Below are 14,894 nucleotides of genomic sequence, written 5' to 3'. Positions count from 1 at the left end.
GTTTCGTGCAACGGCCGGGCGTCTCGCTGCACAGGCCGGCGCGAATCGTGCAACTGCCCCGGGCGAACGTTGTGCATGAGCGTGCACCGAGCGGTGAGCGTGCACGGCGCGGTGAGCGAATGTGTGCCGGTGAGCGTGCGCCGTGCGCGGCGCGGTGAGCGTGCGCGGCGGGGTGAGCGAATGTGTGCCGTTGAGCGTCCGCCGTGCAGAAGTGAACGCCGTGTCCGAGCGTGCGCGGCGCCGCGCATGAACGAAAGAGGCCGTCGGCGATGTGCGTTCACGTCGCCGGGGCGGGCTCGTTGCGCGGGGCCTCGTGCTCCTCCTCCGCCTCGGTGTCGAGCATCGTGGTCTCGTCGAAGGGAATCTCGCCGGCCAGGACGGCCCGTGCGCGGTCGCGGTCCAGCTCGCCCGACCAGGAGCCGACCAGCAGCGTCGCCACGGCGTTGCCCGCGAAGTTGGTCAAGGCGCGCGCCTCGGACATGAAGCGGTCGATGCCCACGATCAGCCCGACCCCGTCGGCGAGGGCCGGGCGGTGCGCCTGCAGCCCGCCCGCCAGCGTCGCCAGACCCGCGCCGGTCACGCCCGCGGCTCCCTTGGACGCCACGATCATGAACACCAGGAGCGAGATCTGCTGCGGTACCGACAACGGCTGATTGAGTGCGTCCGCGATGAACAGCGACGCCATCGTGAGGTAGATCGCGGTGCCGTCGAGGTTGAAGGAGTAGCCGGTCGGGACCGTGATGCCCACCACCGCACGTGACACGCCGGCGTGCTCCATCTTGGCGATCAGTCGCGGAAGCGCGGACTCCGACGACGAAGTGGACAGAATGAGCAGGAACTCTCGCCCCAGGTACCGCAGCAGCTGCAGCACATTGAGGCGCGTCACGGCGAAGAGCAGCAGGCCCAGCACCCCGAACACGAAGATCAGGCAGGTCGCGTAGAAGCCGAGCATGATCTGCGCGAGGCCGGCCAGCGCCTTCCAGCCCGTGGCGCCCACGACCGCGGCGATCGCGCCGAACGCGCCGACGGGGGCGACCCACATGATCATTGCGAGTACGCGGAAGACCAGGCGCTGCAGCAGGCCGATCGCGCCGAGGATCCTGTCGCCGCCGGGCAGGGCCTGCACCGCGAAGCCGACGAGCAGCGCCACGAGCAGCGTCTGCAGCACGGAGCCGCTGGTCAGGGCCGAGAACAGCGTGGTCGGCACGATGTGGAGGAGGAAGTCGACGGTACCCTCGGCCGCCGCCCCCTTGTAGGTCGTCGTGCCCGCCAGGTCGAGGCCGGCGCCCGGGTGGATGATGTTGCCGACGATCAGGCCGATCGCGAGTGCGACAGTGGACATCACCAGGAAGTAACCGAGCGCCAGTCCGCCGACCTTCCCGACGCGCGCGGCCTGTCGGATCGAGCCGATACCGAGCACGATCGTGCAGAAGATGATCGGGCTGATCATCATCTTGATGAGGTTCACGAATCCGTCGCCGAGCGGCTTGAGCTCCTTGGCGAAGCCGGGCCAGAGCAGGCCGACCGCCACACCCGCGGCAACGGCGAGGATCACCGCGAGGTACAGGAACCTGGTCTTGTCGCGTCCCATGCCAGGGACTTGCCCACTAGGTAGTGATCTGAATCACTGTGCGAGATCGGTGATCGTCCGCACCGCGGCCTTGACGATGCCGGCCGCGAAGTCGTAATCGAGCGTGTCCGCGGTGTCGTCGGCGCGGTGGTAGTGCTCGTTTCGATAGTCGGCCGTGTCCGTTACGAGCAACGAGCGGCGGCCCGCCTCCCAGTACGGCACGTGATCACTGCGCAGCGCGACGTCCTGGGCGAACTCCGGAAGAACCAGAGGCAGCGACGGTACCTCCAGATGCCTGGCGAACCGCGTCAGCAGCCCCTGGGACCGCTCGTCGGCGACCAGCGCGACGAAATCCCCCTGCTCGGGCGGCTCCAGGAAGCCCGCGAGCTCCTCGGGCAGCCGCTGGTGAGCGGCGGTGTACCCGATCATTTCAAAAACGATCGACTCCGTCTGCGCGGTGATGAACGCCTGGTGCGCGGCGCTGCCGTCGAAGCCGGCCTCTTCGCCGCCGAACAGACAGAACCGGATGGTGCGGGCGGGCAGGTCGGCCTCGCGCAGCAGGCGCGCGGCCTCGAGCACGCCGGCCACGCCGCTGGCGTTGTCGTCGGCCCCGGGGCTGCCGTCGACCGTGTCCCAGTGCGCACACAGCTCAACGGCGTCGTCGGAGGTGCCGCCCTCGATGTCGGCGACGAGGTTTACCTGGTGCAACTCGCCGCCATAGCGTTCGACGCGCACCTTCAGCCCCATGGCGGTGAGCTGATCCGTCACGTACCGCAGGCAGGCCGGCACCCCGGGCAGGTCCTCGAACCGCGGCCCGTGCGCAGTGAGCGCTTCGACATGAACGCGCAGCCGTTTCGCGGAGATCACGGCCACAGGATAGGGAATGGGCGATGCGCCGGGGAACGCCGGGACGGCCACCGTTTCCGTCCGCGGCTGCGACCCCGAACGATTGCCCCTGGTCGCGGCCCGCGGAGGCCGGCTCACGATGATTCTTGATCGGACGGCGCCGGACATGGAACAGCCCCCGAGGTTTCCCGCGCTCTGCGCAGGCCGGTCGGACTACACCGGAAAGCCTCGGGGGCTGGGTGGCTGTCTCGTATTCGCCTGCCGCCATCCGGGCGGACATGCGAAGTGCGAGTCCAGAGGACGGCGGCTAGCGGACAGTCACCTCACGAGTCCCATTGCTACACAACTTTGGACCACCTCCTTTCCCGTGTACGCCCAAACTAGCCAGCTCCGTGGATCACCTGCAACGGTTTTTCGGGAGCACTTCGGTCAGCGGCGTCGGAGGCGGCGAGGCGCTTGATCATCCGCCGTACGACCAGCAGCGGGATGATGCCGAAGACCCCGAACGACATGTCGATCAGCGACCACCAGATGGGGATGTCGCGCACGGGCCCGGCGAAGAGGGCGAGCGGCACGATGCCGAGGCAGGCGATCATGCCCCACTCGATCACCCAGATGTTGCGCACCGGGTCGCGCAGTGGGCCCCAGAAGGCAACGGCGATGACGAGGTGGGCGAAGGCGAGCCAGTCCGTGCCGTACATGATGAAGGGGTACTTGTCGTTGGTCTCCGTGATGCCACGGTCCACCCGGGCGATCCAGTCGATCAGGCCCTGCGGCGCGGGGGAGCCGTCGAGCAGGTGGTGCAGCCAGCGGACCTCGTGCTCGAGCGGGAACGCGGTGACGCCGCTGGCGACCAGGCCGACGATGAAGACGATCAGCCAGACCCGGATCTTCGTCATGCCCGCAGCGTAGGACCGCGCGCGCCGCCGCGGCGTTGTCCGTCACGAGATCTGCACAACAACTACGCTGCGCGATGTGAGAGACATCGAGATCCGCGGCGACATGATCCGCCTGGGTCAGTTCCTGAAGCTTGCCGACATCATGGAGTCGGGCGGGGAGAGCAAGGAGCTCATCCTCGACGGCGAGGTCAGCGTCAACGGCGAGGTCGACACCCGCCGCGGTCGGCAACTGCACAAGGGCGATGTCGTACGCGTCCTGGGCGAATCGCTGCGCGTCGCCTAGAGGCACGGCGCGCACGCCGGCCGTTCGGGACTCAGCGCGCCGGGTGCCGTTCGCGACGATCCCGCGGCCGCCCGAGGACGCGTGAGCCCAGCCGCCCAACGGCGCGGTACTCAGGAACTTCACAGCGCCGTTTGGGCCGCTCCCCAGGTCAGCGCCGCATAGTTCTTCTTGTGACCGGCGCCGGAAAAACCGGAAGCCTCCCTGGATGGTCCACCGGCGCACGGTCACGCCAAACGTTGCTCACGACGTTGCCGAGCTGGGGTGGTCAGCGCGGGCAACAGTGATGCGGTCGAGGTCGGGGCACCACCTGCCGGGGGTGCGCCCGGCCTCGACTGTGTTGCGCCCGGCAAGCGGCGCACCGCCAGAAACCGGCGAATACCCCGTCGGGCGATAAATCCGAAAAGTCGCGGCGCGAAGCGCCCGACTTTTCGTGCCCAGCCCAGCTACGGCGTCAGCACGAGCTTCCCGCGCACATGGCCCGCGCCCAGCAGCCGGTGCGCATCCGCGGCCTCCGCCAGCGGCAGCTCCCGGTGCAGGGCCACCCGCAGCCGGCCGCGATCCGCGAGGTCGGCCAGCCAGCGAAGATCCTCCGCCGACGGCGTCGGCGGCACGTACCGCCCGCCCGCCGCCGCGATCGCCGGGTTCACCGTCGACACGGCCCGGGCCGGGTCGCGCACCTCTCGCAGTACCGCCGCCGTCGTCTCCCCGCCGTCCAGGTCCAGGGCCACGTCCACCGGCTCGGGCGCGAGAACTGGCTCGGCGCCCAGTTCGCGCAGGAAGTCGTGGTCGGCCTCGGCCGCGGTACCCAGCACGCGCTCGGCGCCCAGGGCCAGGGCGATCTGCACCGCGAAGTGCCCGGAGCCGCCCGCCGCGTCGTGGATCAGGACCACGTCGCCCTCGCCGGTGCCGGCGGCGCGCAGGGCCTGCAGGGCGGTGACGGCGGCGCGCGGGACGGCCGCCGCCTCCACGAACGTGAGGCCGGCCGGCTTGTGGGCCGCGGCGCGCTCGGGCACGGTGACGCGCTCGGCGTAGGCGCCGTCGGTCCAGGCGTACACCTCGTCGCCCACGACGAAGCCCGTCACCTCCGGGCCCCGGGCGACGACCACGCCCGCCACCTCCCGGCCGGGCACGAGGTCGGCCGCGGCGGGTGCGTCCAGGTCGGCGCGGTCGACGCCGGCCGCCCGGATCGCCAGGAGCAGCTGGTCGGGGGCCGGGTTCGGGTCGGGCAGGTCCCGCAGGGTCAGCGTGTGCTCTGCGGTCAGCGTGATCGCCTTCACGCCTCCATGTCTAGCGGCTCCGGGACCCGCGCGCAGGCGGATACGGCCAGGTCGAGGGAGGTGAGATGGGCAAGTCCCGCCCGGGTGAGGCGCGCTACCACCCCCGCCGCGAGCCAGCCGGGGCCGCCGGCGTTGAACGCGGTGGCCGGGAATTCGGCGGCGACGGCGAGCAGGCCCGCGGCGTCGGCGGTGTCCGCGGTCTGCGACCAGATCACGGCGGCGCCGGGCGACGTCCGCTCCGTCGCCGCGTGCAGGGCCCGCCACGGTACCGCCGCGCCGAGCGGGAAGGTCCCCAGCCGCCGTTCGAACAGCGTGGCCGCCAGCGCCTTGAGCGGCAGGTCGTGCTGCTCGCCGGGCGCGCAGGCCAGCAGCACGTGGTTGCTGCGGATGTCGTCGTGGCGGGGGAGGCTGGCCAGGTCGAGGCCGCGGGCGATGCCCTCGGTGAGCGTGTGCTCGACCGCGATGTCGATCGGCCCGTGTACAGCGGCGACCCGGCGCAGGGCCGGCACGCACGCCCCGGTCCAGGTCGCCGCGACGCCGTACCGCGCCGTCAGCGTGACGACGAGGCCGGCGACGGCGCCGCTGTCGAGATCCCGGGCCGCGTCCAACAGGTCCAAGAGCCGCATACCCAGTGATTCGCGCGGACGACGGCAAATGGATGCAACCCCGCCCGCCCGGGGCGGCAGGCGGACGGGGCGGACCCGAGCGGGGCTGTGGCGCAGCCCCGCCCGCCCGGGGCGGCGGGCGGGAACGGGTACGACATCCTCAGGCGCTTTGGCGGCGCACCAGGATCGTGGGCAGCACGGGCGGCTCGTCCCACGGCTCGTTGCACATCTGGGCGAGCAGCTGGCGGGCCGCGGCCGCCCCGATCTCCTCGACCGGCTGCTTGACCGTGGTCAGCGGCGGCTGGGTGAACGCCGCCAGCGGCAGGTCGTCGAAGCCGACCAGGGCCACGTCCTCCGGCACCCGCCGCCCGGACTGGCGCAGCGCGTGCAGGGCCCCCACCGCCATGAGGTCCGAGGCGCAGAACACCGCGTCGAGGTTCGGGCGGTGATCGAGCAGGCGGGTCATCGCGTGCACCCCGGCCGGGCGCGTGAAGTCGCCGTACGCGATCGGGCCCGGGTCCAGGCCCGCCCGCTCGAGCCCCTCGCGGAACCCGGCGAGCCGGTCCACCCCGGCCGACACGTCCGGCGGCCCGGCGATCGTGACGATGCGCCGGCGACCCGTGCGGGCCAGGTACTCCACCGCCTGCCGGGCGCCGCCGCGGTTGTCCGCGTCGACGTACGACAGCGCGCTGCCCTGCAACGGCCGGCCGATCAGGGTGACCGGCACGCCGAGCGCGGGGAGCGTGACGACGAGGGGGTGGCTGCTGCGGCAGTAGATCAGCATCACGCCGTCGATGTGGCCGCTGCTGAGGTACCGCTGCAGCGACGCGGGCCGCTCGCCCGCGGCCAGGAGCATCGGCATGTCGCGTTCGGCGAACGCGGCACTGGCCCCCGCCAGCACACGGGAGTAGAACGGGTCGGCGAAGAGGCGTGCGTTCGGCTCGCACACCACTGCGGCGACGGATCGCGGGCGGCGGTCGACAGCGCGGGCGGCACGCTGTCGGACGTAACCTAGCCGGTCAACGGCGTCTCGGACCTGCTGGCGGGCGGCCGGCGACACACGGGCGGAGCCGTTGAGCACACGCGAGGCAGTTGCGGAAGAAACACCGGCGAGGGCGGCGACGTGGGCGAGGGTGGGGTGGTCAGCACTGTCACGCATGGGGTCGTGCGTGGGATCCTGCGTTTCTGGAGCGACGGTAATCGACATCGCGACCTCCTTAGATAGCAAGTCGTCGATTTTGGGAGCGCTTCCATATCGGAGCGTCATACACGGTTTCCGCGGTGTCAACACGAGATTGCCGCAAGGTTTCGCTACCGGGCTTCTGACTGTAAATTTCAGCGCCGGACCGTGAGCCGGGTCTCGACGCGCACCCGTCGGGTTCTCTAGCCTCGCTGCATCGAAGGAGGCAAGGATGCGTGACTGGATCGCTGTGATCGTCGCCGTGCTCGGGGTGCTGTTGGTCCTGGCCGGTGCCGTCCTGATCGTTCTGCAGGCCCTCGGCGAGACCCGCCCGTCGTCCGGCTCGGCCGGCCGGGTGGCGCCGGTCCCGGATAATGCCGACACCGTCGTGGTGGAGGCGGTGCCGGCCGGGCCGCCCAGCGAGCCGATCTCCAGCCGGCTCCTGGGGGCCGTGAAAAGCCCGAGTCCGGCCGATCGGCTGATCTTCTGGGGGATCATCTTGTTGGTGCTGGCCGCGATCGCGGCGGGCGCCATCAGCTTCGACTTCGGGGCCAAGGGCGGTAGCTGAACCCCAGCGATCTCGCGTCGGGCAGTAGGACTATTCTGCCTGCGGGGTGACCCGTTGATCGCGTTGGCGATCACTCGACGCCTCGCGGAGCTGGCTCGCCAGCTGGTTCAACAGCCTCAGGAGGCCTTTCGTGACCACCGTCGCACCGAAGCCGATCGTCACCAGGCCTTGGCCGGTGCACAAGCCGGTCAAGGGCTCGGCGTTCGCTCGGCTGCTGCGCACCACGGACGCCAAGCAGATCGGCCTGATGTACCTCACCACGTCGTTCGTGTTCTTCATGATCGGCGGGTTCATGGCTCTGCTCATGCGCGCCGAGCTCGCGCGTCCGGGCCTGCAGTTCCTCTCCCCTGAGCAGTACAACCAGCTGTTCACCATGCACGGCACGATCATGCTGCTGTTCTTCGCGACGCCGATCGTCTTCGCGTTCGCGAACTACATCACGCCGCTGCAGATCGGCGCCCCGGACGTCTCGTTCCCGCGGCTCAACTCGTTCGCCTACTGGCTCTACGCGTTCGGTGGCTCGATCACGCTGATCGGCTTCATCACGCCGGGTGGCGCCGCGGACTTCGGCTGGTTCGCCTACGCGCCGCTGAACAACATCATCAACTCGCCCGGCGTCGGCGCCGACCTGTGGATCGTGGGCCTGGTGCTCTCCGGCCTCGGCACCATCCTCGGCGCGGTCAACATGATCACCACGATCCTGACCCTGCGCGCGCCCGGCATGACGATGTTCCGGATGCCGATCTTCACCTGGAACATCCTGGTCACGAGCGTCCTCGTGATCATGGTCTTCCCGATCCTGGCCGCCGCGCTGCTGGCCCTGGAGGCCGACCGGCGGCTGGGCGCGCACGTGTACGACGCCACGACCGGCGGCGCGATGCTCTGGCAGCACCTGTTCTGGTTCTTCGGCCATCCCGAGGTGTACATCGTGGCGCTGCCGTTCTTCGGCATCATCACCGAGGTCATCCCGGTCTTCAGCCGCAAGCCGGTCTTCGGCTACAAGGGCCTCGTCGGCGCGACGATCGCGATCGGCGCCCTGTCGATGAGCGTGTGGGCCCACCACATGTTCGCCACGGGCCAGGTCCTGATGCCGTTCTTCTCGTTCCTGAGCTTCGTCATCGCCGTGCCGACCGGCATGAAGTTCTTCAACTGGATCGGCACGATGTGGCGCGGCCAGATCACCTTCGAGACGCCGATGCTCTTCGCGATCGGCTTCCTGGTGACGTTCCTCTTCGGCGGCCTCTCCGGCGTGCTGCTGGCCAGCCCGCCCATCGACTTCCACGTCTCGGACACGTACTTCGTGGTCGCCCACTTCCACTACGTGCTCTTCGGCACGATCGTGTTCGCGGTGTACGCCGGCATCTACTTCTGGTTCCCGAAGATGACCGGCCGGATGCTCGACGACCGCCTGGGCAAGGTCCACTTCTGGCTCACCACGATCGGCTTCCACACCACGTTCCTGGTGCAGCACTGGCTGGGCACCCAGGGCATGCCGCGCCGGTACGCCGACTACCTGGCCTCGGACGGCTTCACGACGCTGAACACGATCTCCACGATCGGCTCGTTCATCACCGGCCTGTCGACGCTGCCGTTCATCTGGAACGTGTGGAAGTCGTACAAGACCGGCCGCGTCGTCGAGGTCAACGACCCGTGGGGCCACGGCATGTCCCTGGAGTGGGCGACATCCTGCCCGCCGCCGCTGCGCAACTTCGACAGCATGCCGCGCATCCGGTCGGAGCGGCCGGCCTTCGACGCCCGCTACCCGGCCCACGCCCCCGGCCACTCGCTGGAGGCCCCGCCGCCCGGCGGTGCCCGCCCGCTGAGCCACGAGGCCGACGGCGGCGCCAGCTACCAGGACTCGTGACGGCCGTAAGGCTCTGAACGCCCTCGCACCGCTTCGGCGGGCGGGGGCGTTCCTCGTTCTCGGGGTGCGGAGATCTGGACCGTGAGGGGCGCCCTGAGGGCGGTTTTCCGGGGTTTGCCGAGCAACCGCGGCGTCCTGTTGCCGGCGCCGCTCGTGTGACAGTTTTGTGAAAAACGGGCGTGATCACCCGACCGGGTGATTTGCTTGATCCGCGGTCACGTTGCGTCGAAGCGCTGACACGCGGCGTGACTAAATGTGACGGTGTCTGAGCGCGGGCGCCGCCACCCGGGGTGTGGGGTGGGGCGCTCCGCGCTTCGTCGTCGAAAGGGGCGGCCGGAGCCGGGAGAGACTGCGCTCCGTAATCGTCAGGCCGGTTGGGTGACCCCGCCGCGAGGGGCGGGGAGGCGGCCGGACACGGTGCCGGGCGGGATCGGTACGCCGAGGATGTCGCTCACGCCCACCACCGCGAACAGACGCGCGATGAAGGGGTTGGGCCGGCGAATATCGAGCTTGACGCCCATGCTGTGGCAGATGCGCTTGGCAACGACGAGGGTGCCGATGCCGGTGGAGTCGAGGAAGGTGACCCCCGCGAGATCAATGACGAGGAGATCGATGCTTCCGTCGAGCACTGAGCTCACCGAGGTGCGGAGCTCTTGAGCGGTCTCATAGTCGATTTCGCCACTCAGGGTCAGCACTGACTCCCGCTGATCTGAGGGGCGAGTCTCGATCGACAACTTCACGTGACCCTCCTGGTGCTGAGCCGTCCACCATGGACGACCCTTTGAGGTCCCGCAAGCGTAGCGAAGTCCAGCCATTTTCGCCACGCTCCGTGTAGGGGCTCCTTACGTAGTGACGTGAGAAGTCCTCACATCGGTGTTACGGAACCACTTGCCCGGATGACGGTACACGTCGGTTGTTACACGGCAAGTCCAGCCATGTGCCATCCGCCGGACGGTCAACTCGTCGTCACGACGGGTTCACCGACCAAGGTCACCCCGGCCGCACGCAGCTCTACCAGCGCGGATTCGGTCGTCGCCGGCGCGACCCCGGCCGTGAGGTTCAGGAGCACCTTCGTAACAAAGCCCTCACGCACCGCATCGAGGGCCGTCGCGCGGACGCAGTGGTCGGTGGCGATGCCGACCACATCGACCTCGGTGACGTCCCGCTCGCGCAGCCACTCGGCCAGGCCCTGGCCGCCGGCGGAGCCCTCGAAGCCCGAGTACGCCGCGGCGTACGCGCCCTTCTCGAAGACCGCCTCGACCTTCGCGGTGTCCAGCGACGGGTGGAAGCCGATGCCGCCGGTGCCGACGACGCAGTGCACCGGCCAGGTGCTGACGTAGTCGGGGTGTTCGGCGAAGTGCGCGCCCGGGTCGACGTGGTGGTCCTGGGTGGCCACCACGTGGTCCCAGGGGCCGTCGGCGAGCGCGGCCGAGATCTCCGCGGCCACGCCGGCCCCGCCGGCGACGGCGAGGGAGCCGCCCTCGCAGAAGTCGTTCTGCACGTCCACCACGATCAACGCCCGCGTCATGCGGTGCCTCCAGAGATTCCGCCGGACATGACGACCGGGACCGCGGGGTCGCCGGCCGAGAGCTTGAGCCCCTCCCAGGGGATCGAGATCAGGCACTGGCGCAGGTGCTCGCGCGAGTCCTTGATCGTCGGCAGGCCGTCGACCGGCTCGCCGCCGCGCAGCAGCGGCCGCTGCAGCGCGCGGTCGTGCGGCTGCGGGTCGGGGACGCCGAGGGAGACGACGAGTTCCTCGGTCGCGGTACCGGTGGGCTTGTGCCGCCGGACCGCCGTCTTGCGCCCGCCGACCGTGCCCTTGTTCTCCGAGCGCTTGACGACCGGGCGCCCCTCGACCTCGACGAGCTTGTACACCAGCCCGGCGGTCGGCGCGCCCGAGCCGACGACGACCGCGGTCCCCGCGCCGTAGGCGTCGACGGGCTCGGCGGCCAGGGCGGCGATCGCGTACTCGTCGAGGTCGCCCGACACGACGATCTGCGTGTCCGTGGCGCCCAGCGAGTCCAGCAGCGCCCGCGACTCTGACGCGAGGACGCTCAGGTCGCCGGAGTCGATCCGCACGGCCCGCAGCTCGGGGCCGGCCACGGCGATCGCGTTGCGGATGCCCTGGGCGATGTCGTACGTGTCGACCAGCAGCGTGGTCTGCTTGCCCAGCGTCGCGACCTGGGAGGCGAACGCGGCCTGCTCGGAGTCGTGCAGCAGCGTGAAGGCGTGGGCGGCGGTACCCGTGGTCGGGATGCCGTAGCGCCGCCCGGCCTCGAGGTTGGACGTGAACGCGAAGCCCGCCAGGTACGCCGCGCGGGCCGCCGCGACCGCCGCCTCCTCCTGCGTGCGGCGCGAGCCCATCTCGATCACGGGCCGCCCGCGGGCCGCCGTGACCATCCGAGCCGCGGCCGCCGCGATCGCGCTGTCGTGGTTGAGCACCGACAGGATCAGCGTCTCCAGCGCCACGCACTCGGCGAACGTGCCGCTCACGGTGATGATCGGCGAGCCGGGGAAGAACAGTTCGCCCTCGGTGTAACCGTCGATGTCGCCGCCGAACCGGTACTTCCCGAGCCACTCGGCCGTCGCGTCGTCCACGATGCCCCGGCTCTTGAGGAACTCGACCTCCTCCGCGCGGAAGCGGAACTCGGCGATCAGGTCGACCAGGCGCCCGGTGCCCGCGACCACGCCGTAGCGCCGGCCGGTCGGCAGCCGGCGCGCGAACACCTCGAACACGCAGTGCCGGTCGGCGGTGCCGTCCCGCAGCGCGGCGGACAGCATCGTCAGCTCGTAGTGGTCGGTCAGGAGCGCGCTACTCGTCACATGAACAACATATTCCAAGGGCTATAGGACGGCGATCACTCCGCCGGTCGGCAACCGCCCCGAACTCCACGAACCAGATATATCGCCTGGCGGGGTATAAGTCCGAAAAGTCGCGGCGCGGAGCGCCCGACTTTTCGCTACCAGCCGGGCGCCCGGTGCACCGGGAAGGCCGCCGCTACTCCTCCGGCGGCAGGGAACGCAGCGCCGCCGCCAGCTCCGCCCGGCCCGTCACGCCCAGTTTCGCGTAGACGCGCATGAGGTGGTTGTCGACGGTACGCGAGGAAAGGTAAAGCTGATCCGCGATCTCCTTCGACGGCACCCCGGCCGCGGCCAGGCGTGCGATCTGGCGCTCCCGCCCCGTCAGCATCGGCTGCGGCACGACCAGGGCCGGGGTCACCGCCTGCGGGCACTCCACGCGCAGCTCGGCCAGGCGCTGGGCCGCCCGCGGGGTCTGAGGCGAGCGGATGCCGCGCAGGAGCGTGACCGCGCCCGCGGCGGCCTCGGCGGCGAAGAGGTACAGGCGCATCTCGGCGAGCTCCTCGGCCACCGAGAGCAGCGCGCCCCCGTCCTCCTCGGCCATCGCGCGCACGTGCCAGGCCATGGCGGGCGCGAGACGGCCCTCCACCGTCGTGGCGAGGGCGCCGATGCGCTCGTTGACCTCGGCGGCGAAGCCGAGACGGCCCAGGTCGTACAGCGCGAACATCTCGTGCGCGGCGAACCCGTCGCTGCGGTTGCGCGCGGCCAGCAGGCGGAGCACCTCGGCCGCCGTGGTCACGTCCCCGCCGGCGACGGCGACCCAGGCGCGGGCCTCCTCGAGCCAGGGGTACAGGACCTCCATGGAGCGGTAGTGCGCCTCCTCGGCCAGGGCGAACGCCGCGGCGGCGCCGGCCGCGTTGCCCTGCAGGGCGGCCATGTGGGCGCGCTCGGCGTGGGCCAGGGCGACGAAGATCCGGCCGGTGGCGAGCATGGCGCTGGCCTGGCTGGCGGCGCGGCCGCCCTCCTGGAGATGCCCGCGCAGCCGGGCCGCCTGGGCGCGCACGATCTGCAGGTATCCGGAGCCGAGCAGGAAGTTGCCGGCGTCGGCCATGCCCGCGAACTCGGTGGCCACGATCGCGTCGACGGCCTCGAGGTCGGCCGCGAGGATCATGGCCGTGCCGCGGGCGAGCTCGATGCCGAGCTGGATGTACGGCACCTCCGCGCGCCACTGGGCCGCGTCGGCGTCGAGCAGGGCCATCGCCTTGACCGTCTGCACCGGGGTGCCGCGCATGGCCTGGAGGTGGCCCATGTTGCTGCGGGCGAGGGCGCGCGGGCCGGGGGCGGAGGCGGGGCCGTCGAGCACGGTGCGGGCCAGGGTGAGCGCCTGGCCGTAGTCGCCGCGGTGCAGGCGCATGGTCGACTCGACCGCGAGCACGAGCGAGCGCTCGCGGAGGTCACCGATCTTGTGCGCCTGGCGGCTCATCTCGTCGACGGTGGAGGAGTCGCCGATGCCCCAGTGCGAGGTGATGTGCCGGATCGCCAGCCACCGGCTGCGCTGGGCCTCGTCGGTGATCTGGTCCTCGTTCTGGTCGAGGAGCAGGGCGCCCTCGTCGGGGCAGTTGGCGAACATGAGGATCGTGGCCAGGGTCTCGGCGGCGTTGAACCCGCCGCCGGCGGCGACCGCGGCCTTGCCCAGGCGCATCGCCAGCGCCATGTCATAGGTGGCGAACGCGAGCCGGCACGCGTTGAGCAGCAGCACCGGGTCGCGGGCGGTGTCGGAGTCCAGCCGCCACACGGCCACGCGCAGCAGGTCGTCGCGGCGGCGGGCACCGCTGGCCTCGACCAGGCTCGCGAGGTCGGCGAGCAGGCGCCGGAACCGCGTGACCGGGCAGCGGCGGCGGACGACCTCGCCGTACAGCGGATGGGCCAGCCGCACCGTCGTGCGCCGGTCCTCCACGACGACCCGGACCAGCTGCCGCTCCTCGGCGATCTCCACCGTGGCGAGGTCGGTCGCCTTCACCAGCAGCGGCAGGCCGATGGGCTCGCCGAACGCGACCAGCTCCAGCACCGCCCGCTCCTGCGGGGTCAGCTTCCCGATGCGGGCGTCGACGACCTCGGTGAGGGTCGGGGCCAGGTCGACCTTGCCGGTCCAGCGCTGCATGCCGTAGCTCTCGATGATCTCGCCGGACGCGTGGGCGGCGATCACCAGCTCGCGCAGCAGGAGGGCGTTGCCCTGGGAGAGCTGCCACAGCCGGTCGACCGAGGCCGAGTCGACGGGGCCGCCGAGCACCTGCTGCAGCAGGTCGGAGGTCTCCTGCAGGGTGAGCGGCCCGAGCTCGATCCGCTCGACGAGGTCGTCCTTCCACAGCGCGCTGACCGGGTCGTGCACCGACTCGCCGGTGCGCACGGTGCCGATCACCGTCGCGTTCTCGGAGCGGGCGACGTAGTACACGAGCGCGGCGGACAGCGGGTCGAGCAGGTGGGCGTCGTCGATCGCGACCACGATCGGGCGGCCCGCGGCCTGGCGGTGCAGCGCGTCCACCGCCCAGCGCAGCAGACCGGCGGGCGAGCCGCCCGCGGGCTGGTCGGGCGGGAGCACCTGGGCCAGCCCGCCGAGCGGGAGACCGGAAGTCGCGGCGTTGGCGGTGGCCGTCCAGACAGCGAGTCTGTCCTGGTCCAGCGTGTTCACGCTCTCGCGCAGCAATCGGCTCTTGCCGATGCCGGGCGGGCCGCCGAGAATCAGACCGCGACCGGTCGAACCGGAGGCCGCCTCGGCGACTCGAGTGAGTTCTGCGTTTCTGCCGACAAAGCTCCAGGGAGGCACCGTCGCAGCATATCGATACGTTGATTACTGCGCGTACCCGCGGAAGCACGAACTTGAGTAGTGCGTTCGGCCCCACTGAGTAGCTGGAGCCCTGCTGCCGTAAGTGTCCGTTCACGTAGCGTTCCGATGCCCCGCCCAGCCGCGCCGCCCGCCGGCGCCCGGAGCGGGCTTTCCCGAGC

13 protein-coding genes and 1 pseudogene are annotated in these 14,894 nt (G+C 70.8%); 3 read left to right on the top strand and 11 right to left on the bottom strand.

The genetic code is table 11. From position 1 onward, the window contains the following. Window positions 1-277 precede the first annotated feature (277 nt). The 3 genes from ACPPVO_RS55470 to ACPPVO_RS55460 all read right to left on the bottom strand — a co-directional run bounded on the left by ACPPVO_RS55470 (window position 278) and on the right by ACPPVO_RS55460 (window position 3,315). Window positions 278-1,591: a cation:dicarboxylate symporter family transporter gene (locus ACPPVO_RS55470; protein WP_426507672.1), complete on the bottom strand. Its 1,314-nt coding sequence runs from the start codon at window positions 1,589-1,591 to the stop codon at window positions 278-280. Window positions 1,592-1,624: 33 nt separating this feature from the next. Continuing rightward, a complete protein-coding gene (locus ACPPVO_RS55465; RefSeq protein ID WP_426507671.1) occupies window positions 1,625-2,488 on the bottom strand; it encodes a M20/M25/M40 family metallo-hydrolase in 864 nt (287 codons plus the stop codon). A gap of 308 nt (window positions 2,489-2,796) precedes the next feature. Continuing rightward, a complete protein-coding gene (locus ACPPVO_RS55460; protein ID WP_426507669.1) occupies window positions 2,797-3,315 on the bottom strand; it encodes a hypothetical protein in 519 nt (172 codons plus the stop codon). 76 nt (window positions 3,316-3,391) lie between these two features. Here ACPPVO_RS55460 and ACPPVO_RS55455 point away from each other — a divergent pair, with 76 nt between their 5' ends. Then, complete coding sequence (locus ACPPVO_RS55455) at window positions 3,392-3,598, top strand: RNA-binding S4 domain-containing protein (RefSeq protein WP_360378197.1); 207 nt, start codon at window positions 3,392-3,394, stop codon at window positions 3,596-3,598. Window positions 3,599-4,041: 443 nt separating this feature from the next. Here ACPPVO_RS55455 and ACPPVO_RS55450 read toward each other — a convergent pair whose 3' ends face one another. The 4 genes and pseudogenes from ACPPVO_RS55450 to ACPPVO_RS55435 all read right to left on the bottom strand — a co-directional run. Beyond that, window positions 4,042-4,875 (bottom strand): NADP-dependent oxidoreductase, encoded by an 834-nt coding sequence (locus tag ACPPVO_RS55450; protein WP_426507668.1) that lies wholly within the window; start codon window positions 4,873-4,875, stop codon window positions 4,042-4,044. Beyond that, window positions 4,872-5,501 carry a transcriptional regulator gene (locus ACPPVO_RS55445; RefSeq protein ID WP_426507667.1) on the bottom strand — a complete coding sequence of 210 codons (630 nt, stop codon included), beginning with the start codon at window positions 5,499-5,501 and terminating at the stop codon, window positions 4,872-4,874. The genes ACPPVO_RS55450 and ACPPVO_RS55445 overlap by 4 nt, the downstream gene beginning before the upstream one ends. A gap of 139 nt (window positions 5,502-5,640) precedes the next feature. After that, entirely contained in the window at window positions 5,641-6,429 is a 789-nt protein-coding gene (locus ACPPVO_RS55440) for a LacI family DNA-binding transcriptional regulator (RefSeq protein WP_426514882.1), read from the bottom strand. Between the two features lie 63 nt (window positions 6,430-6,492). Then, window positions 6,493-6,639, bottom strand: a pseudogene (locus ACPPVO_RS55435) (LacI family DNA-binding transcriptional regulator); the annotation flags it as partial. Between the two features lie 253 nt (window positions 6,640-6,892). On the opposite strand from ACPPVO_RS55435, the gene ACPPVO_RS55430 reads away from it, so the two are divergent. Beyond that, on the top strand, window positions 6,893-7,228 hold the full coding sequence (locus ACPPVO_RS55430; protein WP_426507666.1) for a hypothetical protein: 336 nt from the start codon (window positions 6,893-6,895) through the stop codon (window positions 7,226-7,228). 130 nt (window positions 7,229-7,358) lie between these two features. Beyond that, window positions 7,359-9,092: a cytochrome c oxidase subunit I gene (ctaD, locus tag ACPPVO_RS55425; protein ID WP_426507665.1), complete on the top strand. Its 1,734-nt coding sequence runs from the start codon at window positions 7,359-7,361 to the stop codon at window positions 9,090-9,092. A gap of 365 nt (window positions 9,093-9,457) precedes the next feature. On the opposite strand, the gene ACPPVO_RS55420 is transcribed toward ctaD, so the two are convergent. The 4 genes from ACPPVO_RS55420 to ACPPVO_RS55405 form a co-directional block, all read right to left on the bottom strand. Continuing rightward, window positions 9,458-9,832, bottom strand: a complete 375-nt coding sequence (locus ACPPVO_RS55420; RefSeq protein WP_360378184.1) for an STAS domain-containing protein — start codon at window positions 9,830-9,832, stop codon at window positions 9,458-9,460. A gap of 215 nt (window positions 9,833-10,047) precedes the next feature. Continuing rightward, window positions 10,048-10,620 (bottom strand): isochorismatase family protein, encoded by a 573-nt coding sequence (locus ACPPVO_RS55415; RefSeq protein ID WP_426507663.1) that lies wholly within the window; start codon window positions 10,618-10,620, stop codon window positions 10,048-10,050. After that, window positions 10,617-11,873 carry a nicotinate phosphoribosyltransferase gene (locus ACPPVO_RS55410; RefSeq protein WP_426514881.1) on the bottom strand — a complete coding sequence of 419 codons (1,257 nt, stop codon included), beginning with the start codon at window positions 11,871-11,873 and terminating at the stop codon, window positions 10,617-10,619. The genes ACPPVO_RS55415 and ACPPVO_RS55410 overlap by 4 nt, the downstream gene beginning before the upstream one ends. 217 nt (window positions 11,874-12,090) lie before the next feature. Next, a complete protein-coding gene (locus tag ACPPVO_RS55405) occupies window positions 12,091-14,715 on the bottom strand; it encodes a LuxR C-terminal-related transcriptional regulator (RefSeq protein WP_426507661.1) in 2,625 nt (874 codons plus the stop codon). Between the last annotated feature and the right edge of the window lie 179 nt (window positions 14,716-14,894).

This window comes from Dactylosporangium sp. McL0621, assembly GCF_049995355.1.
Classification (GTDB): Bacteria; Actinomycetota; Actinomycetes; order Mycobacteriales; family Micromonosporaceae; genus Dactylosporangium.
Note: the sequence above shows the minus strand (reverse complement) of the source record. Positions and strands in the feature narration are given on the sequence as shown.